The organism is Nonomuraea sp. NPDC001684 (assembly GCF_053596515.1).
Window position 1 is genome coordinate 1 of record NZ_JBSFGJ010000148.1, and the last position, 20008, is coordinate 20008.

The 20008-nt window shown below is 71.3% G+C and carries 18 protein-coding genes; 14 read left to right on the forward strand and 4 right to left on the reverse strand.

Translation table 11 applies throughout. The features are described 5' to 3' along the window. The coding region (locus tag ACWCSD_RS24835; protein ID WP_449918228.1) for a MarR family winged helix-turn-helix transcriptional regulator at window positions 1-348 on the forward strand (348 nt) is incomplete at its 5' end. Here the strand turns inward: ACWCSD_RS24835 and ACWCSD_RS24840 are convergent. The 3 genes from ACWCSD_RS24840 to pdxR form a co-directional block, all read right to left on the reverse strand. Further along, the gene (locus ACWCSD_RS24840) at window positions 345-1817 is read right to left on the reverse strand and encodes a pyridoxal-dependent decarboxylase (protein ID WP_449918231.1); all 1473 of its coding nucleotides are present in this window, start codon (window positions 1815-1817) and stop codon (window positions 345-347) included. The two genes, ACWCSD_RS24835 and ACWCSD_RS24840, sit on opposite strands and share 4 nt — an antisense overlap. An 88-nt stretch (window positions 1818-1905) precedes the next feature. Continuing rightward, window positions 1906-2091, reverse strand: coding sequence for a DUF4236 domain-containing protein (locus tag ACWCSD_RS24845; protein WP_352326433.1), 186 nt, complete (start codon window positions 2089-2091; stop codon window positions 1906-1908). A gap of 36 nt (window positions 2092-2127) precedes the next feature. Continuing rightward, window positions 2128-3573, reverse strand: a complete 1446-nt coding sequence (pdxR, locus tag ACWCSD_RS24850; protein ID WP_449918235.1) for a MocR-like pyridoxine biosynthesis transcription factor PdxR — start codon at window positions 3571-3573, stop codon at window positions 2128-2130. A 71-nt stretch (window positions 3574-3644) separates the two neighbouring features. Here pdxR and ACWCSD_RS24855 point away from each other — a divergent pair, with 71 nt between their 5' ends. From ACWCSD_RS24855 to araA, 12 genes are all read left to right on the forward strand, one after another. Then, complete coding sequence (locus ACWCSD_RS24855; protein ID WP_387663441.1) at window positions 3645-4394, forward strand: metallophosphoesterase; 750 nt, start codon at window positions 3645-3647, stop codon at window positions 4392-4394. 452 nt (window positions 4395-4846) lie between these two features. Continuing rightward, complete coding sequence (locus ACWCSD_RS24860; protein ID WP_449918238.1) at window positions 4847-5824, forward strand: ABC transporter substrate-binding protein; 978 nt, start codon at window positions 4847-4849, stop codon at window positions 5822-5824. Window positions 5825-5876: 52 nt separating this feature from the next. Then, the gene (locus tag ACWCSD_RS24865) at window positions 5877-7385 is read left to right on the forward strand and encodes a sugar ABC transporter ATP-binding protein (protein ID WP_449918240.1); all 1509 of its coding nucleotides are present in this window, start codon (window positions 5877-5879) and stop codon (window positions 7383-7385) included. Further along, window positions 7385-8398, forward strand: coding sequence for an ABC transporter permease (locus ACWCSD_RS24870; protein WP_352326440.1), 1014 nt, complete (start codon window positions 7385-7387; stop codon window positions 8396-8398). Before ACWCSD_RS24865 ends, ACWCSD_RS24870 begins: the two co-directional genes overlap by 1 nt. Before the next feature lie 5 nt (window positions 8399-8403). Continuing rightward, entirely contained in the window at window positions 8404-9378 is a 975-nt protein-coding gene (gene yjfF / locus ACWCSD_RS24875; RefSeq protein ID WP_358285917.1) for a galactofuranose ABC transporter, permease protein YjfF, read from the forward strand. 208 nt (window positions 9379-9586) lie between these two features. After that, window positions 9587-10705 (forward strand): multiple monosaccharide ABC transporter substrate-binding protein, encoded by a 1119-nt coding sequence (chvE, locus tag ACWCSD_RS24880; protein WP_352326442.1) that lies wholly within the window; start codon window positions 9587-9589, stop codon window positions 10703-10705. 61 nt (window positions 10706-10766) lie between these two features. After that, window positions 10767-12296 (forward strand): multiple monosaccharide ABC transporter ATP-binding protein, encoded by a 1530-nt coding sequence (gene mmsA, locus ACWCSD_RS24885; protein ID WP_358284042.1) that lies wholly within the window; start codon window positions 10767-10769, stop codon window positions 12294-12296. Between the two features lie 5 nt (window positions 12297-12301). Then, window positions 12302-13561, forward strand: a complete 1260-nt coding sequence (mmsB, locus tag ACWCSD_RS24890; protein WP_397163142.1) for a multiple monosaccharide ABC transporter permease — start codon at window positions 12302-12304, stop codon at window positions 13559-13561. Between the two features lie 71 nt (window positions 13562-13632). Further along, a complete protein-coding gene (locus ACWCSD_RS24895; protein WP_358285920.1) occupies window positions 13633-14616 on the forward strand; it encodes a LacI family DNA-binding transcriptional regulator in 984 nt (327 codons plus the stop codon). 53 nt (window positions 14617-14669) lie between these two features. After that, window positions 14670-16289: a ribulokinase gene (gene araB, locus ACWCSD_RS24900; protein WP_449918251.1), complete on the forward strand. Its 1620-nt coding sequence runs from the start codon at window positions 14670-14672 to the stop codon at window positions 16287-16289. 11 nt (window positions 16290-16300) lie between these two features. Beyond that, complete coding sequence (locus ACWCSD_RS24905; RefSeq protein ID WP_449918243.1) at window positions 16301-16948, forward strand: L-ribulose-5-phosphate 4-epimerase; 648 nt, start codon at window positions 16301-16303, stop codon at window positions 16946-16948. After that, window positions 16945-18399, forward strand: coding sequence for an L-arabinose isomerase (araA, locus tag ACWCSD_RS24910; RefSeq protein ID WP_358284047.1), 1455 nt, complete (start codon window positions 16945-16947; stop codon window positions 18397-18399). The genes ACWCSD_RS24905 and araA overlap by 4 nt, the downstream gene beginning before the upstream one ends. Here araA and ACWCSD_RS24915 read toward each other — a convergent pair. After that, window positions 18396-18743 (reverse strand): PLDc N-terminal domain-containing protein, encoded by a 348-nt coding sequence (locus tag ACWCSD_RS24915; RefSeq protein ID WP_387663450.1) that lies wholly within the window; start codon window positions 18741-18743, stop codon window positions 18396-18398. The genes araA and ACWCSD_RS24915 overlap by 4 nt on opposite strands. Before the next feature lie 66 nt (window positions 18744-18809). Between ACWCSD_RS24915 and ACWCSD_RS24920 the strand changes: the two genes are divergently transcribed. Next, window positions 18810-19994, forward strand: a complete 1185-nt coding sequence (locus ACWCSD_RS24920; RefSeq protein ID WP_449918247.1) for an FAD-binding protein — start codon at window positions 18810-18812, stop codon at window positions 19992-19994. The last annotated feature ends 14 nt before the right edge of the window (window positions 19995-20008 follow it).

The following is a 20008-nucleotide window of genomic DNA, read 5'->3' on the forward strand; positions in this document are numbered from 1 at the left end:
CCGCTCGACCTCAAGCCCAAGCACGTCGGGCTGATGACCCTGCTGGAGGCGCGCGGCGCGGCCTCGCAGCTCGACGTCGCCAAGACCATGGGCGTCGCGCCGAGCCTGGTGGTGACGCTGGCCGACCACCTCGAACGGCTCGGCGCGATCTCCCGGGTGCGCGACCCCGGCGACCGGCGGCGTCAGCTCCTCGACCTCACCGCCGAGGGGCGCGCGCTGCTCGGCCGGTGCCTGGAGGTGACGCTGGAGCTCGACGCCGAGCTGACCGGCGGGCTCGGCCCGCGGGACCGGGCCGTGCTCGCCAGGGTCCTCGGCACGCTGGCCGCCCAGGCGGGGCTGCCGATCTAGTCGTCGCGGTCGGTCTCCCGGGCCAGGGTGGCGTGGCCCTGGCGGATGTCGGCCCAGGCCCGTTCGACGTGGCGGAGTTCTGTGGCGGGGCCGCCGACGGCCATGCGGAGCACGATCCGGCCGCCGATCGCGGTGTGCGTCAGGTAGAGGGAGCCGCCGGCGTTCAGGGTCTCCATCAGGCGCAGCGTGGCGGCGTCGGCGTCGGCGGGCGGCAGGCCGGGCCAGCGGGGGCGGAAGCAGACCAGGCCGAGCGGGTGCGGCTCGTGCAGCTCGAAGGCGGGGTCGGCGGCGATCAGGGCGGCCAGGTGCTGGGCCAGGGAGACGCCCTTGCGGATGTGGGCGCGCAGGCCCTCGGCGCCGTACCAGCGGATCACCGACCACAGTTTCAGCGCTCTGAACCGGCGGCCCAGCGGGATCTGCCAGTCGCGGTAGTCGACCACCGAGCCGGCCGTGGTCGCGGCGTTGCGCAGGTACTCCGGCAGGATCGACAGCGCGCCGAGCAAGGGGGCGCGGTCGGCCGTCCACAGGACGGTGCAGTCGAAGTTGGTCAGCAGCCACTTGTGCGGGTTGGTGGAGTAGGTGTCGGCGTACTCCGCCACGCCGTCGTTGAGCCCGCGGAACTCGGGGCAGACGGCGGCGACCCCGGCGTAGGCGGCGTCCACGTGCAGCCACACGTCGTGCTCGCGGCACACCTCGCCGATCTCCGGCACCGGGTCGACGGCGGCCGAGGAGGTGGTGCCGACGGTGGCGCAGACCATCGCGGGGACCGCGCCGGCGGCCTTGTCGGCCGCGATCAGCTCGTGCAGCCGTCCCGGGTCCATGGCCAGCGTACGGGGGTGCACGTCCACCACCCGGACGCCGTCGGAGCCGAGGCCGGCGACGCGGGCGGCCTTCTCCAGCGAGGAGTGCGTCTGCGACGAGACGTAGATCGTGTACCGCTCGGCGACGCCCGTGCGCGTGACCCGGCCGCCGCTCGCCCGGTGCAGGGCGGCGAGCAGCGCCACCAGGCAGGCGCTCGACGCCGAGTCCTGGATCACGCCGCCGCCGCGCGCGTCGGTCCTGAAGTGCGCGGGCAGGCCGAGCAGGCTCGCCAGCCAGTCCACCACCACGGTCTCCAGCTCGGTGCAGGCGGGGCTGGTGACCCACAACATGCCCTGCACGCCGAGGCCGCTGGAGAGCAGGTCGCCGAGGATGGCGGGGCCGCTGGAGTTGGAGGGGTAGTAGGCGAAGAAGTAGGGGTGCTGCCAGTGGGTGATGCCGGGCAGCAGGATGGTGTTCAGGTCGTCCAGGACGGCCTCGAACGGCTCGCCGTGCTCGGGCGGCTCGGCGGGCAACGCGCGGCGGACGTCCCCCGGCTCGGCCCGTGACATCACCGGACGGGACTCGATGCCCGCCATGTAGTCCGCGATCCAGTCGACGACCTGCCTGCCGTGGCGGCGGAACTCCTCGGGGGTCATATGGGCGTTCATGCCTACAGATCATCATCCGGGCGGCGTCCCGGGAAGACGGGAACGGGCCGGAGGCCGCGCGCCTCCGGCCCGTCGTTCCGGCGGGGGGTCAGCGCCCACTGAGCGTCTTGCGCCAGTGGAAGCCGCCGGGCAGATTGACCGACAGCGTACGGCGGCCGTCGGCGGTACGCGTCACCCTGAACAGCCGGTTGCCCCAGCTGTGTCCAACGCCGCCGCGGGACAGGTTCAGCCGGACCGGGCCCAGCTTGATCGTCTTGCGGTAGCTCCAGCTCATCGGACTCCTCCGTCGAGGTCGGTGAGAGCCGGTCAACTACCCCGGAAGGCCGAAAATATCGGGGTTCTCGGCGCTGGAGGCGCTTCCCTCGGCGGATGCCCAGGTCAGAGCGTCGGCCAGGGCGTCCAGGGCGGCGGGGAAGGCGCGTTCGGAGGGGGCGGCGTACCCGATCAGCAGGCCGCCGGGGCCGGGCGTCTGGCGCAGCGGGCTCAGGCCGCGCAGGGCGATGCCGCGCCGTTCGCAGGCCGCCAGCACGGCGGACTCGGCCGGCCCGGACGGCGGGAGCAGCAGCAGGGCGCGCAGGCCGGCGGCCACGCCGGGCAGGCGCGCGCCGGGCAGCGGGGCGTCCGGTCCCGGGCCGAGCCGCGACAGCAGCAGGTCGCGGCGGCGGCGGTAGCGCAGCCGCGCGGCGCGGACGTGCCGGTCGTAGTCGTGGACGTCGATCAGCCGGGCCAGGACGAGCTGGCCCAGCACCCCGGTGTGGGCGTCGGCGTGCAGCTTGGCCTCGGCGACCGGGCCCACCAGGGCGGGCGGGAGCGCCATCCAGCCCAGGCGCAGCGCCGGGGAGAGCGACTCGGACGTGGTGCCGCAGTAGACGACCTGGTCGGGGGCCGTGCCCTGGAGGGCGCCCACGGGACGGCGGTCGTAGCGGAACTCGCCGTCGTAGTCGTCCTCGATGACCGGGCCGCCCCACTCGCGCAGCAGGCGGCGGCGCGCCGGGGCCAGCGGGACGCCGGTCGGGTACTGGTGCGCCGGGGTCAGCACGGCGGCCGCCACCCCGGACGTGAGGTCGCCGGTCCGGGCGCCCTGCTCGTCCACCGGGAGGGGGACGATCGTGCGGCCGGCGCGGCGCAGGACCTCGCGGTAGAAGTCGTGGCCCGGGTCCTCCATGGCGATCGGGCCCGCGCCGAGCACGCCCGCCAGCAGGTTGAGCGACTGGACGAAGCCCGTGGTGACGACGATCCGGTCGGGGGTGGTGCGCACGCCGCGGGTCCTGCCGAGGTAGCCGGCCAGCGCGGTGCGCAGTTCGATCCGGCCCCGGGGGTCGCAGGGGCCGAAGACGTCGGCGGGGGCCGCGGCGAGCACGTGGCGGGTGGCCCGCAGCCAGGCGCGCGCGGGGAAGGCCGACACGTCCGGCTGCCCGGGACGAAGGTCGTGCACCGGCTGCGCCGGCCCGGCGACGGAAGGGGAGCCGATCGGCGCGGGGGCGGGCGGGAGGGCGTCGGCGACCTCGGTGCCCGAACCCGGGCGGGTGGTGAGGTAGCCCTCCTCGGCGAGCTGGTCGTAGGCGGCGCTCACCGTGCCGCGGGCGAGGCCGAGCCCGGCCGCGAGCGCCCTGGTCGAGGGCAGGCGGGTGCCGGTCGGCAGCCGCCCGTCGCGGACGGCGGCGCGCAGCGCGTCCTCGACGGCCCGCCGCCGCCCGAGTGCGGGATCGAGCTCCAGATGCAGGTCAACTCCGGAACTGGCCCAATGTTTCGCCATAAAACCGGATCTTACGGGTGGGCCGGTGGGCGGCTACCGTCGAGGGCGTACCTCGAAAGGAAGTTCTGCCCATGCTCGTGATCGCCCATCTCAGCGACATCCACCTCGGCGGCTCGGAGCGGTCGGTCGAGCGCGCCGACGCCGTCATGCGCTATCTGGACGCCCTCCCGTACGACCTCGACGCGGTGCTCGTCACCGGCGACATCGCCGACCACGGTCTGCCCGAGGAGTACGAGCAGGCGCGCAAGCTGCTGACCTCGCGCCACCCGGTCCTCGTGTGCCCCGGCAACCACGACGTCCGGGAGGAGTTCCGGCGGGTGCTGCTCGCCGAGCCGGCCGCGTCTGGGCCGGTCAACCGGGTCCACCGCACCGGCGGGGCCGTCTACGTGTTGTGCGACTCCTCAGTCCCGGGCCGGCCCGAGGGCCACCTGGACGACGAGACGCTGGCCTGGCTCGACGGCGTGCTCGGCGCGGAACGCGGCCTGCCGGTGTTCGTGGCCTTCCACCACCCGCCCGCGACGCTGCACTCGCCGGTCGACACGATCATGCTCCGGACCCCGGAACGCCTCGCCGGCCTGCTGGCCGGACACCCGCACGTGACGGCCGTGCTGGTCGGCCACGCCCACACCGCGGCGGCCACCACCTTCGCCGGCCGCCCGCTGCTCGCCGCGCCCGGCGTGGTGTCCACGCTGCGGCTGCCGTGGGAGGGCGCGACCACGCTGGCCGACTGCGCCGACTACGAACTCCCGCCGGGGCTCGTCTTCCACGTGCTGGACGACGACGGCCGGATCACCACCCACCACCGCGTCGTACCGGTCTGAGGACGGACGGCGGCGGGCCGGGAGGCCGCGGGCTTCCCGGCGCCGGGACGGTTCGTTTCATGGGGGGCTCCTCGGACGAGGGGGTTGTTAGCGCTACCAGTCGAAGTGACCGCTAACAAAGGTGATCGGCGTCACGTTAGGGAGGGAACACCCCTGGAGTCAAGGGGTGTCCGGCGTGACGTGACCGTGATGCGGAGGGCCCTTGACGGATGTGCTTGTTAACGTTCACAGTCGTGGCCAAGCCAGGAAAGGAGCGGTCGCGGGATCGGTCCGGGGCCGTCTCCCCTCGGTCGCGGCCGAGGAGGCGAGGTGGCGGCCCGTCTCCTGGCGCCCCGCGGTCGCCGGTACGCGAGACGGGCACGGCCCGACGGGACCGCGCAGGCCCCCGAGGCAGGAAGGCGCCGGCAGCCGGGTTCGGTTGTTAGCGCTCACATGAGAAGGGAACCCCCCACGTGTTCAGAAGGATCTCGGCGCTGGTGCTCGCCGGGCTCACCGCGATGTCGGTGGCGAGCTGCGGCGGAGGCAGTGGCGGCAGCGGCGGCAGCGGCGGCGGCTCGATCACCATGGGCTTCGCCCAGGTCGGCGCGGAGAGCGGCTGGCGCACCGCGAACACCAAGTCCGTGCAGGACTCGGCCAAGAACGCGGGCGTGACGCTCAAGTTCTCCGACGCCCAGCAGAAGCAGGAGAACCAGATCAAGGCCATCCGCTCCTACATCCAGCAGAAGGTGGACGTCATCGCCTTCTCGCCGGTGGTGGAGTCCGGCTGGGACACGGTGCTCAAGGAGGCCAAGGACGCGAAGATCCCGGTCATCCTGACCGACCGCGCCGTCGACTCCAAGGACACCTCCCTGTACAAGACCTTCCTCGGCTCCGATTTCGTCGAGGAGGGCAAGAAGGCCGGTCAGTGGCTGGTGCAGGAGTACAAGGACGCCAAGGACCCGGTGAACATCGTCGAGCTCCAGGGCACCACCGGCTCGGCCCCCGCCAACGACCGCAAGGCCGGGTTCGCCCAGGTCATCGGCGCCGACCCGAAGTTCAAGGTGATCGCCTCGCAGACCGGCGACTTCACCCGGGCCAAGGGCAAGGAGGTCATGGAGGCCTTCCTGAAGTCCAACCCGGACATCGACGTGCTCTACGCCCACAACGACGACATGGGCCTGGGCGCGATCGAGGCCATCGAGGGCGCGGGCAAGGTGCCCGGCAAGGACATCAAGATCATCACGGTCGACGCCGTCAAGGACGGCATGCAGGCCCTGGCCGACGGAAAGATCAACTACATCGTCGAGTGCTCGCCGCTGCTCGGCCCGCAGCTCATGGACCTGGCCAAGAAGGTCGTCAAGGGCGAGCAGGTGCCGGCCCGGGTGGTGACCGAGGAGACCGCGTTCACGCAGGAGCAGGCCAAGCAGGTCCTGTCCAGCCGTCAGTACTGATCGTGCGGGCCGGGCCCGGTGGCCCGGCCCCTTCAGGCGGAAGGGGAGGCGCATGGCCGCACCCGTGCCGGTCCTGACGATGAACGGGATCGGCAAACAGTTTCCCGGGGTCAAGGCCCTGGACGGCGTGGACCTGCGGCTGCTGCCCGGCGAGGTGCACGCGCTCATGGGCGAGAACGGCGCCGGCAAGTCCACCCTGATCAAGGTGCTCACCGGCGTGCATCCCGCCGACTCGGGCACGATCGAGCTGGGCGGGCGGCCCGTCGCCTTCGCCGGCCCGGCCGAGGCGCAGCGGGGCGGCATCAGCACGGTCTACCAGGAGGTCAACCTCTGCGCGAACCTGTCGGTGGCCGAGAACATCTTCATCGGCCGCGAGCCGCGCAGGCTCGGGCGCATCGACTGGAGACGCGTGCGGGCCAGGGCCGGCGAGCTGCTGAGCGGGCTGGACCTGAGCATCGACGTCTCGGCGCCGCTGTCGGCGTACTCGCCGGCGGTGCAGCAGATGGTGGCCATCGCGCGGGCGGTCGACATCGAGGCCCGGGTGCTGATCCTGGACGAGCCCACCTCCAGCCTGGACGCCGACGAGGTGCGGCAGCTCTTCCGGGTGATGCGGCGGCTCAAGGAGGAGGGCATCGCCATCCTCTTCGTCTCCCACTTTCTCGACCAGATCTACGAAATTTCGGACCGTATGACGATCCTGCGCAACGGACGGCTCGTCGGCGAGTACCTCACCCGCGAGCTGCCCCAGCTCGATCTGGTCGCCAAGATGATCGGCCAGGAGCTGGCCGCGCTCGACCGCCTGCACGGCGAGGCCAGGGTCTTCGACCGCCCGCTGGTCGAGGTGCGCGGGCTGGGCCGGGCCGGGGCCGTCGAGCCGTTCTCGCTCACCATCCACGAGGGCGAGGTCGTGGGGCTGGCCGGGCTGCTCGGCTCGGGGCGTACCGAGGTCGCGCGGCTGCTGTTCGGCGCCGACCACGCGAGCGGCGGCGAGCTGTCCGTCGGCGGCGCGCCCGCCGCGCTGCGCACGCCCCGCGCGGCGATGAACCACAAGATCGCCTTCTGCTCGGAGAACCGCAAGGAGGACGGCCTGATCCCCGACCTCACCGTGCGCGAGAACATCATCCTGGCGCTCCAGGCCACCCGGGGCTGGACCAGGCCGGTGCCGCGCGAACAGCAGGACGAGCTGGTCGCCAGGTACGTCAAGGCCCTGCGGATCAGCCCGCCCAACCCCGAGCACCTGGTGCGGAACCTGAGCGGCGGCAACCAGCAGAAGGTGCTGCTGGCGCGCTGGCTCATCCTGGAGCCCCGGCTGCTCATCCTCGACGAGCCCACCCGCGGCATCGACGTCGGGGCCAAGACCGAGATCCAGCGCCTGGTCGCCGAGCTGTCCGACGGCGGCATGGCGGTGTTGTTCATCTCCGCCGAACTGGAGGAGGTGCTGCGGCTCAGCCACAAGGTCGAGGTGCTGCGCGACCGGCGGCTGGTGGCCGAGCTGCCCAACGACGAAGCCCTCACCACGGACGTGCTGATGGAGACGATCGCGAGCGGAGGGCGGCCCTGATGCGGCGGCTGTTGTGGCCCGTGGCGGTGCTCGCGCTGCTGCTGGCCCTGAACGTGTTCTTCACCCCCAGCTTCCTGTCGGTCCAGGTCAGGGACGGGCACCTGTACGGGAGCCTGATCGACATCCTGCGCTTCGGCGCGCCGCTGATCCTGGTCTCGCTGGGCATGACGCTGGTCATCGCGACCGGCGGCATCGACCTGTCGGTGGGCTCGGTGGTGGCGATCTCGGGCGCGCTGGCCTGCCTGCGGATCAGCGAGGACGCCGGCGTGCTCGCCGCCGTGGCGCTCGCGCTCGGATTGTGCCTGCTGCTCGGCGCCTGGAACGGGTTCCTGGTCGCGCAGGCGGGCATCCAGCCGATCATCGCCACGCTGATCCTCATGGTGGCCGGGCGCGGCCTGGCCCAGCTCATCACCGACGGGCAGATCATCACGGTCAACAGTCCGTCGTACAAGCTGATCGGCGGCGGGTATCTGCTGGCGGTGCCGTTCGGGGTGCTGCTGGTGCCGGTCGTGCTGGCGGTCACCGCGTTCCTGACCCGGCGGCTGGCGCTGGGCCTGCTGATCGAGTCGGTCGGCGGGAACGCCGAGGCCAGCCGGCTCGCGGGCATCAGGTCGCGCGGGATCGTCATCATGGTCTACGCCTTCGCCGCCCTGTGCGCGGGCATCGCCGGCATCCTGATCAGCTCGAACGTCTCCAGCGCCGACGGCAACAACGCCGGCCTGTGGATCGAGCTGGACGCGATCCTGGCCGTGGTGATCGGCGGCACCTCGTTGTCGGGCGGCCGGTTCTCGCTGGGCGGCACCGTGGCCGGCGCGCTCGTCATCCAGACGCTCACCACGACGATCTACTCCATCGGCGTGCCGCCCGAGACGACCCTGCTGTTCAAGGCGCTGGTCGTGACGGCGGTCTGTCTCGTGCAGTCGCCGTCGTTCCGCGCGAAGGCGCTGCGCCGGCGCGGCGGCAGCGCGCCGCCCAGCCCGGCCCCCGAGGAGAAAGTGCGGGTGACCCTGTGACGACCATGACCGTGGGCCGGGTCGCGTTGCCGGCCCGCCACCTGCCCGTGCTGGTGACGGCGTGCCTGTTCGTGGCGATGTTCGTCGTCGGCGGCCTCCGGTACGAGGGGTTCGCCAGCGGGCAGGTGGTGCTCAACGTCTTCATCGACAACGCGTTCCTGCTGGTGGTGGCGGTGGGGATGACGTTCGTGATCCTGGCCGGGGGCATCGATCTGTCGGTGGGGTCGGTGGTGGCGCTGTCCACGATGATCTCGGCGTCGCTGATGTCGGGGCCGGGGTGGCCGCCGTACGTGGTGGTGCCGGTGGTGCTGGCCGTCGGGTCCGGGCTCGGGCTGGTGATGGGGTACATCGTGCACGCCTTCGACATCCAGCCGTTCATCGTGACGCTGGCCGGGATGTTCCTGGCCCGGGGGCTGTGCTACACGATCGGCACGGACTCGATCCCGATCGAGGACCCGACGTTCACGGCGTTCGCGCAGACCAGGATCGACCTGTTCGCCGGGCTGTGGATCTCGCCGAGCGTGCTCATCGCGGTGGGGGTCGTGCTGGTGGCGGCGTACGTGCTGCACTACACCCGGCTCGGCCGGGCCGTGTACGCGACGGGCGGCAGCGAGCAGTCGGCGCTGCTCATGGGGCTGCCGGTGGGCCGGACGAAGATCACGGTCTACACGGTGAGCGGTTTCTGCTCGGCGCTCGGCGGCGTGCTGCTGTCGTTCTACATGCTCTCGGGCTACGGCCTGCACGCCGTGGGCATGGAGCTGGACGCCATCGCCGCCGTGGTGATCGGCGGCACGCTGCTCACGGGCGGCAGCGGCTTCCTGCTCGGCACGGTGCTCGGCGTGCTGGTGCTCGGCCTGATCCAGACGATCATCAGCTTCGAGGGCACGCTCAGCTCCTGGTGGACCAAGATCTTCATCGGCCTGCTGCTCTTCGTCTTCATCGTGCTGCAACGGATCTTCAGCGCGCGCCCAAGGCGCTGACCTGCGAGGAGACTGCCGCGAAAGTTACCTAAAGGTTTCCGTGAGGTTATGCTCAACCGTTGACATCGTCTTTGTTAGCGATAACAATCGGCGGGAACGAAGCGAGAACTTTGTTCTGATTCGGCACGTTCTGTGACTGAGTCCTCTGCAAGATCGGCAGTTAACGCTCACATTCCGCTGCCGCAACCCCCATTGCAAGGAGTGCCACATGAGGTTGGGACGTATCGGGGGCGTGGTGTCCGCCATCGCGCTCGCCGCGACCATGACGGCCTGCGGCTCCAGCCAGAAGACGGTCGACGCCGACGCCTCCACGTCGGCCGCCGCCGGCGGCGCGGGCGCCCTGATCGGCGTCACGATGCCCACCAAGTCGTCCGAGCGGTGGATCCACGACGGCGACAACGTCAAGCAGCAGCTCGAACAGCTGGGCTACAAGGTCGACCTCCAGTACGCGGAGAACGACATCCCGACGCAGGCCAACCAGATCGAGAACCAGATCACCAAGGGCGCCAAGCTCCTGATCATCGCCTCGATCGACGGCACCGCGATCACCTCGCAGCTCCAGCAGGCCGCCGACGCCAAGATCCCGGTCATCTCCTACGACCGCCTGATCCGCAACAGCCCCAACGTCGACTACTACGCCACCTTCGACAACTTCAAGGTCGGCGTGCAGCAGGCGACCTCGCTGCTCAAGGGCCTCGGCGTGGACGACGGCAAGAAGGGCCCGTTCAACGTCGAGCTGTTCGGCGGCTCGCCCGACGACAACAACGCCACGTTCTTCTGGAACGGCGCCATGTCGGTGCTCCAGCCCAAGATCGACGACGGCACCCTGCTGGTCAAGAGCGGCCAGAAGGACTTCAAGACCGCCGCCATCCTGCGCTGGGACCCGGCCACGGCCCAGAAGCGCATGGAGGACATCCTCACCAAGACCTACACCGGCGGCACCAAGGTGGACGGCGTGCTGTCCCCGTACGACGGCCTGTCCATCGGCATCCTGTCGGCGCTCAAGAGCTCCGGCTACGGCACCAGCGGCCAGCCCTACCCCGTCGTGACCGGCCAGGACGCCGAGCTCGCCTCGGTCAAGTCGATCATCGCCGGCGAGCAGTACTCCACCATCTTCAAGGACACCCGCAAGCTCGCCGAGCAGACGGTGAAGATGGCCGACGCGGTCCTCAAGGGCGGCAAGCCCGAGGTGAACAACACCAAGGACTACGACAACGGCAACAAGGTCGTCCCCTCCTACCTGCTCGACCCGGTGATCGTGGACAAGAGCAACTACAAGGAGATCATCGTCGGCGGCAACTACTACACCGAGGACCAGCTCAAGTAAGGGCCCGCCCCGGGGGACCGCGGTCCCCCGGGGGCACTTCCCACACCTGAGCGAGGGGCATATGACCGAGCACATCTTGCGGATGAGCGGGATCACCAAGACGTTCCCCGGTGTCAAGGCGCTGCAGGACGTCAACCTGGCCGTCCGGCGCGGCGAGATCCACGCCATCTGCGGCGAGAACGGCGCCGGCAAGTCGACGCTGATGAAGGTGCTGTCCGGGGTCTACCCGCACGGCGACTACGAGGGCGAGATCACCTTCGAGGGCGCGCGCTGCGAGTTCGCCGGCATCCGCGACAGCGAGCACGCCGGGATCGTCATCATCCACCAGGAGCTGGCGCTCAGCCCGCAGCTGTCGATCGCGGAGAACATCTTCCTCGGCAACGAGCGCGCCAGGCGCGGCTTCATCGACTGGAACCGCACCAACTACGAGGCCGCCGAGCTGATGCGCCGCGTCGGCCTCCAGGAGAACCCCACCACCACGGTCTCCGACCTGGGCGTCGGCAAGCAGCAGCTCGTCGAGATCGCCAAGGCGCTGTCGAAGGAGGTGAAGCTGCTCATCCTCGACGAGCCGACCGCCGCGCTCAACGACGACGACTCGGCCCACCTGCTCGACCTGCTGCGCGGCCTGCGGGACGAGGGCATCACCTGCGTGATCATCTCGCACAAGCTCAACGAGGTGACCGCGATCGCCGACTCCGTCACGATCATCCGCGACGGCCGCACGATCGAGACCCTGGACATGGCCACCGACCACGTCACCGAGGACCGGATCATCTCCGGCATGGTCGGCCGCGCGCTGGACAACCGCTTCCCGCCGCACGAGTCGACGATCGGCGAGGAGGTGCTGCGGATCGAGGACTGGACGGTGCACAGCCCGAGCCAGCCCGGCCGGAAGGTCGTGGACGGCGCCTCGCTCACCCTGCGCAGGGGCGAGATCGTCGGCCTGGCCGGCCTGATGGGCGCCGGGCGCACCGAGCTGGCGATGAGCCTGTTCGGCCGCACGTACGGCGTGCACATCTCCGGCAAGGTCTTCAAGGACGGCGAGCCGATCGAGATCCGCAACGTGCAGGACGCGATCCGCCACGGCCTGGCCTACGCCACCGAGGACCGCAAGCGGTACGGCCTCAACCTCATCGAGGACATCAAGCGCAACATCAGCGCCGCCGGGCTCAAGGGCCTGGCCCGGCGCGGCTGGGTGAACGAGAACGAGGAGTACAAGGTCGCCGAGGAGTTCCACCGGAGCATGAACATCAAGGCGCCCAGCGTCAACAGCGTCGTCGGCAAGCTGAGCGGCGGCAACCAGCAGAAGGTCGTGCTCTCCAAGTGGATCCTGACGCAACCTGACGTGCTCATCCTCGACGAGCCCACCCGCGGCATCGACGTCGGCGCCAAGTACGAGATCTACACGATCATCAACCGCCTCGCCGACCAGGGCAAGGCCGTGCTGGTGATCTCCAGTGAGTTGCCTGAGCTGCTCGGCCTGTGCGACCGCATCTACACGCTCTCCGAAGGTCGCGTCACCGGCGAGGTCCCCCGCCGGGAGGCCACCCAGGAAAGCCTCATGCATCTCATGACCAAGGGACAGGAGTAGCTCCGATGAGCAGCATCACGCCCGCCGACGTGCAGGTCGGCGCGGGAGGCGACGGGGGAGCGCCGCGGCGGCCCGGCCGGGTGTCGCTGGGCGGCCTGTCGGTCAACCTGCGTTCGAGCGGCATCTACATCGCCTTCGCGCTGATCATCGTGCTGTTCTCGGTGCTCACCGACGGCGCGTTGCTCCAGCCGCAGAACATCTCCAACATCATCGTCCAGAACTCCTACGTCCTGATCCTGGCGATCGGGATGATCCTGGTCATCATCGCCGGGCACATCGACCTGTCGGTCGGCTCGGTGGTGGCGGTCACCGGGGCGCTGGCCGCCGTGCTCATGGTGAACATGGGCCTGCCGTGGCCGCTGGCCCTGCTGATCACGGTCGCCGCCGGCGCGCTGATCGGGGCCTGGCAGGGGTACTGGATCGCCTACTTCGGCATCCCGGCCTTCATCGTCACCCTGGCCGGCATGCTGCTGTTCCGCGCGCTCACCATGACCGTGCTCGGCAACCAGGGCATCGGCCCGTTCCCCGACCAGGTCCGCACGCTGGCCAACGGCTTCACCGACGGCTACCTCGGCAACGTGGGCCTCGGCCCGCTGGGCGGCGCCGACCTGTTCAGCCTGCTCATCGGCCTGGTCGCGATCGGCGGCATGGTCGCCGCGCAGTGGCGCACCCGCAACGCCCGCAGGGGCTACGGCCAGTCGGTCGAGCCGATGGCCGTCTTCGCGCTGAAGATGGCGGCCGGCGCCGCGCTGATCCTGTTCCTGGTCGTGCAGCTCGCCCGCTTCAAGAACCTGCCGTGGGTGCTGGTGCTGCTGGCCGCGCTGGTGCTGGCGTACTCGCTGATGGCCAACCGCACGGTCTTCGGCCGGCAGATCTACGCCATCGGCGGCAACCTGCAGGCGGCGGTCATGTCCGGCGTCAAGGTCAAGTCGGTGGTCTTCTGGATCTTCGTCAACATGGGCGTGCTGGCCTCCGTCGCCGGCATCATCTTCGCCGGCCGGCTCAACCAGGCGGGCCCGACCGCGGGCAACAGCTTCGAGCTGGACGCCATCGCGGCCGCCTTCATCGGCGGCGCGGCCGTCCAGGGCGGCGTGGGCAAGGTCGTCGGCGCGATCACCGGCGGTCTGATCATGGCTGTCATCAACAACGGCATGTCGCTCATCGGCTCGCCCAGTGAGCGCGTGATGCTCGTCAAGGGCGCCGTGCTGCTGGCCGCCGTCGCGTTCGACGTGTGGACCAAGCGGCGCGCCGGCGCCTCCCGCTGACCACCGCAGGCCCGGCAAGCCCCGCGAAAGGAGAACCCGTGGTACCGAGCCCCAGGCCGCGTCCGCCGGTCATGGCCGACGTGGCCAAGGAGGCCGGCGTGTCGCACCAGACGGTCTCACGGGTGCTCAACGACCACCCGAACGTCCGGGCCGACACCCGTGCCCGGGTGGAGGAGGCGATCGTCCGGCTGGGCTACCGGCGCAACCTGGTCGCCCGCGCGCTGGTCACCAAGCGGTCGCGCACCCTCGGGGTGGTGAGCTTCGACACCACCCTGTACGGCCCGGCCAGCATGGTCTACGGCATCGAGCAGGCGGCCAGGACCGCGGGTTACTTCGTCAGCATCGTGAGCCTGAAGTCGATCGACGCGGCCAGCGTCCGCGACGCGCTCGACTACCTGGCCGAGCAGAGCGTGGACGGGGTGGTGGTGGTCGCGCCGCAGCGCTCGGCCGCCTCCGCCCTGGAGAGCCTGCCGGCCGGGGTGCCCGCGGTCGTGGTCGAGGGCGCGCACGGCGCCGACGTCTCCGCGGTCTGCATCGACCAGGTCGAGGGCGCCAGGCTCGCCACCCAGCACCTGCTCGACCTGGGCCACGAGACGGTCTGGCACGTCGCGGGGCCGTCCGACTGGCTGGAGACCGAGGGGCGCGTCGAGGGCTGGCGGGCCACGCTGGAGGCGGCCGGCCGCCCGGTGCCCGAGCCGCTGCCGGGCGACTGGAGCCCGCGCGCCGGGTACGCGGCCGGCCGGCGCCTGGCCGGGATGGAGGGGGTCACCGCGGTGTTCGCCGCCAACGACCAGATGGCGCTGGGCGTGCTGCGCGCGCTCAGCGAGGCCGGGGTGCCCGTCCCCGGGCGGATCAGCGTCGTGGGCTTCGACGACATCCCCGAGTCCGAGTTCTTCTCCCCGCCGCTCACCACGGTCCGGCAGGACTTCGACGTGGTGGGCCGCCACTGCATCGAGGTGCTGCTGCGGCAGATCGACGCCGGGCCGGCGGCGTACGAGCGCATGGTGGTGCGTCCCAGCTTCGTCGTCAGGTCCAGCACCGCGCCGGCCCGATAGCCGGCAGGCGAACAGACAACTCTCTGGAGTGCAATGTGAACGCTAACAAGTTCGTGGTCGGAGTGGACTTCGGCACGCTGTCGGGGCGCGCGGTCGTCGTCCGCGTGTCCGACGGCGCCGAGCTGGGCAGCGCCGTCCACGAGTACGCCGAGCGCGTCATCGAGCACACGCTCCCCGGCACCGGCGTGCGGCTCGGCCCCGACTGGGCGCTGCAGTCGCCGAGCGACTGGCTGGACGTGCTGCGCGTGGCCGTGCCCGGGGCCCTGGCCGCCGCCGGGGTCGCCGCCGAGGACGTGATCGGCATCGGCACCGACTTCACCGCCTGCACCGTCCTGCCGACCACGGCCGACGGCACGCCCCTGTGCTTCGAGACGCCCGAGCAGCCGCACGCCTGGCCGAAGCTGTGGAAGCACCACGCCGCCCAGCCGCACGCCGACCGCATCAACGAGCTGGCCGCGCGGCGGGGCGAGAGCTGGCTGCCGCGCTACGGCGGCAAGATCTCCTCGGAGTGGGAGTTCGCCAAGGCCCTGCAGGTCCTGGAGGAGGCCCCCGAGGTGTACGCCAGGGCCGAGCGCTGGATCGAGGCGGCCGACTGGATCGTCTGGCAGCTGTCCGGCGTCGAGAGCCGCAACATCTGCACCGCCGGCTACAAGGGCGTCTTCCAGGACGGGAGCTACCCCTCCGAGGACTTCCTCGCCGCGCTCGACCCCGGCTTCTCCGGCTTCGCCGGCAAACTGGCCACCGGCGTGGTCGGCGACGACGTCGACGGCGTCACCCTGGCCCCCCTCGGCGGCCTGGCCGGCGTCCTGACGGCGCGGGCGGCCGGATGGACCGGCCTGCCCGAGGGCGTCGCCGTGGCCGTCGGCAACGTGGACGCCCACGTCACCGCCGCCGCCGCGGACGCCGTGCGACCCGGCCAGATGGTGGCCATCATGGGCACCTCCACCTGCCACATCATGCCCAGCGACCGGCTGGCCGAGGTGCCCGGGATGTGCGGTGTCGTCCGGGACGGCATCGTGCCCGGCCTGTGGGGCTACGAGGCCGGCCAGTCCGCCGTCGGCGACATCTTCGCCTGGTACGTCGACGCCTTCGGCACCGACGGCCACGAGCGCCTGACCGAGCTGGCCGAACGCCAGGCCGTCGGCGCGCACGGGCTGGTCGCGCTCGACTGGTTCGGCGGCAACCGCTCGGTGCTCGTGGACCACGACCTGTCCGGCGTGATCGTCGGCCAGACCCTCGCGACCAGGCCCGAAGACGTCTACCGCGCGCTCATCGAGTCCACCGCGTACGGCGCCCGCATGATCGTCGAGACGTTCGAGAAGTCCGGCGTGCCGGTCGAGGAGTTCGTGGTCGCCGGCGGGCTGCTGAAGAACCGCTTCCTCATGCAGGTCTACGCCGACGTGCTGCGCCGCCCGCTGTCGGTCATCGGCTCCGACCAGGGCCCCGCGCTCGGCTCGGCCGTGCACGCGGCCGTCGCCGCCGGGGCCTACCCGGGCATCGAGGAGGCCGCCGCGGCGATGGGCAAGCGCACGCGGGCGGCGTACGTGCCGGACGAGGCCCGCGCCGACGCCTACGACCGCCTGTACGCCCAGTACCGCGAGCTGCACGACCACTTCGGGGACGGGCGCATGCTGCACACCCTCCGCGCGATCAGGAACGAGGCCGCCAAGTGAACCACGAGGCAATGAGAGCGACCGTCGCCGGGCTGCACGCCGAACTGGTGCACTACGGGCTGGTCGTGTGGACCGCGGGCAACGTCTCGGGCCGCGTCCCGGGCGAGGAGCTGTTCGTCATCAAGCCGTCCGGGGTCTCCTACGACGAGCTGACCCCGGAGAACATGGTCGTCTGCGACCTCGACGGCAACCTCGTCGAGGGGGCCCACGCGCCCTCCAGCGACACCGCCGCGCACGCCTACGTCTACCGCGAGATGCCCGAGGTGGGCGGCGTCGTGCACACCCACTCGACCTACGCCTCGGCGTGGGCGGCCCGCGGCGAGCCCATCCCGTGCGTGCTGACGGCGATGGCCGACGAGTTCGGCGGCGAGATCCCGGTCGGCCCGTTCGCGCTGATCGGGGACGACTCCATCGGCCAGGGCGTCGTGGAGACGCTCAAGGGGCACCGCTCGCCGGCCGTCCTCATGCAGAACCACGGCGTCTTCACCATCGGCAAGGACCCCAAGGCCGCCGTCAAGGCCGCCGTGATGTGCGAGGACGTGGCCCGCACCGTCCACGTGTCCAGGCAGCTCGGCACGCCGCTGCCCATCGGCCCGGCCCACATCGACCGCCTGTACGACCGCTATCAGAACGTCTACGGACAGAGGAGCCCGCGTTGAACATCTGGTTTCTGACCGGCAGCCAGGGACTGTACGGCGAGGACACGCTGAGCCAGGTGGCCGAGCAGTCGCGGCGCATCGCCGAGCAGCTTCCCGTGCCCGTGCAGTGGCGGCCCGTGCTGACCGACGCCGCCGCGATCAGGCGCGTCATGCTGGAGGCCAACGCGGACGACGAGTGCGCCGGCGTCATCGCCTGGATGCACACCTTCTCCCCGGCCAAGATGTGGATCGCCGGCCTCGACGCGCTGCGCAAGCCGCTGCTGCACCTGCACACGCAGGCCGACGTCGAGCTGCCGTGGAGCTCCATCGACATGGACTTCATGAACCTCAACCAGGCCGCGCACGGCGACCGCGAGTTCGGGTTCGTGCAGACCCGGCTCGGCGTGCCGCGCAAGACCGTCGCCGGGCACGTCAGCGACCCGGCCGTCGGCGCGCGCGTCGAGGCGTGGGCGCGGGCGGCCAGGGGCGTGGCCGAGGTGCGGGCGCTGCGGCTGGCCCGCTTCGGCGACAACATGCGCGACGTGGCCGTGACCGAGGGCGACAAGGTCGAGGCGCAGCTGCGCTTCGGCGTCTCGGTCAACACCTACGGCGTCAACGAGCTGGTCGAGGCCGTGGACGCGGCCTCCGACGCCGACGTGTCGGCACTGGTCAAGGAGTACGCCGAGCTGTACCGGGTGGCCCCCGAGCTGCTCGGCGAGCGCCACGAGTCGCTGCGGTACGCCGCCAGGATCGAGCTCGGCCTGCGCGGCTTCCTGGAGCGCGGCGGCTTCCGCGCCTTCACCACGAACTTCGAGGACCTCGGCGGCCTGCGCCAGCTCCCCGGCCTGGCCGTGCAGCGCCTGATGGCCGACGGTTACGGCTTCGGCGGCGAGGGCGACTGGAAGACCTCGGTCCTGCTGCGCACCCTCAAGGCCATGAAGCCGGGCGGCACGTCGTTCATGGAGGACTACACCTACGACCTGACGCCCGGCAACGAGCTCATCCTCGGCGCGCACATGCTGGAGGTCTGCCCGTCCATCGCCGCCGGGACGCCGTCGTGCGAGATCCACCCGCTGAGCATCGGCGGGCGGGAGGACCCGGTGCGGCTGGTGTTCGACGCCGCGCCCGGCCCCGGCATCGTCGTCGGCCTGGCCGACATGGGCGACAGGTTCCGCCTGGTGGCCAACGAGATCGACGTCGTCGCGCCGCCGCAGCCGCTGCCGAAGCTGCCCGTGGCCCGCGCCGTCTGGTCGCCGCGGCCGAACCTGCGCACCTCGACCGAGTCCTGGCTGACCGCCGGGGCGCCGCACCACACCGTGCTGTCCACGGCCGTCGGGCGCGAGGAGCTGACCGACCTGGCCGACATGCTCGGCGTGGAGCTGCTGGTGATCGACAAGGACACCACGACGGCGCAGTTCACCAAGGAACTGCGCTGGAACCAGGCGTACTACCGGCTCGCCCAGGGCTTCTAGTCCTCCGGCGGCTTCTTCGGGGCGTTCCTGCGCTGCTCCTCGGCACGTTCGCGGCAGCGGCGCAGGAACTCGGCGTCGTCGTCGGGGTCGGTGGCGGCGAACCGCCCCGGGCGGTCGTACTCGGGGAACGCGCTCGGGCGCGAGGCCGCCTGCGGGGCGCGTTCCGGACGGCCCGCCACGAGCCAGATGACCGAGCCGACCAGCGGGAACAGCAGGACCACCAGCACCCATACGATCTTGGGCAGGTTCCTGCAGACCGCGTCCGGCGTGGTGATCACGTCGAAGAGGCAGTAGAGCCACAACACGAGGGTGGCCAGGCCCATGGCCTCGGACAGATACAGCACGGGGCCGAACGTAGTGACGGGCGGGGGAGTCGGCAAGGGAAACCGGATGAATAGGGTGAAGCCGTGATGTTGACCAACTGGGCGGGCAACACCGCCTTCCGGGCGCGGGCCGTCCACCATCCCGCCTCGCTCGACGAGCTGCGCGGCCTGGTGGCCGGAAGCGACCGGGTGCGGGCCCTGGGCAGCGGTCATTCCTTCAACGACGTCGCCGACACCACCGGTGACCTCGTGGTGCTCGACCGCATGCCCGCGACGATCGAGATCGACAGCGCGGCGCGCACGGTCCGGGTCGCGGCCGGCACCACGTACGCGCGGCTGGCCGAGGCGGTGCACGCGGCCGGGTTCGCGCTGGAGAACCTGGCCTCGCTGCCGCACATCTCGGTCGCCGGCTCGGTCGCGACCGGCACGCACGGCTCCGGCGACGCCAACCGCTGCCTGGCCGCCGCCGTGTCCGGGCTGGAGCTGGTCACCGCCGACGGCTCGCTGCTGTCCTTGTCGCGCGGAGACGACGACTTCGCCGGCGCGGTCGTCTCGCTGGGCGCCCTCGGCGTCGTCCACACGCTGACGCTCGACCTCGTACCGGCCTTCGAGCTGCGCCAGTACGTCCGCGAGGGCCTGACGCCCGACGCGCTCGACGGATTCGACGACATCATGGCGAACGGCTACAGCGTCAGCCTGTTCACCGACTGGCGCGACACCCGGATCTGGCTCAAGCGCCGCGAGCAGTTCACCGCCGGCTCCTGGCACGGCACCCGCCCCGCCCCCGAACCCCGCCACCCGCTGCCCGGGATGCCCGCCGACGCCTGCACCACGCAGCTAGGCGTGCCGGGTCCCTGGCACGAGCGGCTGCCGCACTTCCGGCCCGACGCCCCGCCGAGCGGCGCCGGCGACGAGCTCCAGTCGGAGTTCCTGCTGCCCCGCGCGCACGCGGTCGCCGCGCTGCGCGAGCTGTACGCCGTCGGCGACCGCGTCCGCCCGGCCCTGCAGATCTCGGAGGTGCGTACGATCGCCGCCGACGACCTGTGGCTCAGCCCCTTCCGCGACCGTGACAGCGTCGGCGTGCACTTCACCTGGATCAGGGACGTCGCCACCGTGCTCCCGGCGATCGATCTGGTCGAGCGGACCCTCGCCCCCTTCGACCCGCGGCCCCACTGGGGCAAGCTGTTCACCCGCCGCCCCAGTGGTAGAAGGTGTTGCTCAGCGCCAGGATGGTGGACTCCTGCCCGCCGTGCGCGGTGTTGGAGGCGGTGAAGGCCGAGTACACC